Annotated in this window: 1 protein-coding gene and 1 pseudogene; one reads left to right on the forward strand and one right to left on the reverse strand. The window is 67.1% G+C overall.

The features are described 5' to 3' along the window. Positions 1–140: 140 nt before the first annotated feature. Complete coding sequence (locus AC1DZ6_RS25400; protein WP_477099857.1) at positions 141–767, reverse strand: TetR/AcrR family transcriptional regulator; 627 nt, start codon at positions 765–767, stop codon at positions 141–143. Positions 768–868: 101 nt separating this feature from the next. Between AC1DZ6_RS25400 and AC1DZ6_RS25405 the strand changes: the two are divergent. After that, positions 869–1,243 (forward strand): annotated as a pseudogene (locus AC1DZ6_RS25405) (multidrug transporter); the annotation flags it as partial.

Genomic DNA, 1,243 nt, shown 5'->3' on the forward strand with positions numbered 1-1,243 from the left:
AGCTTGTGGCGGACCAGGGGGTGGTCGACGATGGTGACGCCTTGCATGGCCGCGCTTTCCGTCTTTCAGGGCGCCGATCGCGACGCCGCCTTCAGCGCCCCAAGTGCCGCCTTACGGCGCGCGCGCCAAGCGGAAAACGCCTAGGCCGTGACGCCGTGGGCCGCCAGGAACATCTCGACCGCCGGCAGCACCTCGCGGTCGATCTCCTCGGGGGTCGGCTCAGCCATGGCGTTGCACAGCCGGGCCTTCATCATCCAGTTCTGGCACATGCCGATGAACTGGCGCGCGGCGTGGACCGGGTCGTCGATCTTCTTCAGCTGCCCCTGGTCGATGGCCTGCTGCAAGATGGAGCCCAGCAGTTCCGCGCCCCTACGGGGGCCGGTCTCGTGAAATGCCAGTCCCAGCGCCGGCGTACGCTGCGCCTCGGCGACGATGACGCGGAAATTGGCCATGCTGAAGTCGCTCAGCACGATCGACAGGAAGGTGCGCCCCACCTGGGTCAGGGCTTCGCGGATGTCGCCGACCTCCGACGTCAGATCGAACATGCTGTCGCGCTGCCAGGCGCAGTGGCGCACCACATAGGCGGCGAACAACTCTTCCTTGTTCTTGAAGTAGTTGTAGAGCGTGCCCTTGGATCCGCCGACCCTGGCGGCGATCGTCGACATGGACGCGTTGGCGTAGCCCTCCTCCAGGAACACGTCGCGGGCGACGTCCAGGATGGCTTCACGGCGAGTGTCTCGGTCGAGACGCGGTTTCACGTCCTGCATCATTTCTTTTCCTTCGGGTTCCCCCTTGATCCCGTCAAGCTCACGGTTATATCAGCGCCATCATATGACCGTACAGTACGGTCAATTCAAGGTCGGCGCACATGACTACCAACGCCCTGGACAAGCCCTTCGCCTCCCCCCTCGCTTCGGGGACGCCAAGGTCTCGCGAGGTCGGCGTGACGGTTTCGATCCTGCTGGCCGCGATGCTGACCAGCGCCTGCGCCACGATGCCGGCCGCCACGCCTGCTCTGGTGGCCAAGGCTCCCGAGACCTACGCCACCGCCCAGACCCTTCCCGGCTCGGACGCCGCCGCCTGGCCGGCCGACGCCTGGTGGAAGGCCTATGGCGACGCCCAGCTGGACGCCCTGGTCGACGAGGCCCTGACGGGCTCTCCCACCCTCGCTCAGGCCGAGGCCCGCCTGCGCCGCGCCCAGGCCCTGGCCAACCAGGCCAAGGCCGCTCAACTGCCCAGCGTC

The organism is Caulobacter sp. P1_B12_2 (genome assembly GCF_056406675.1).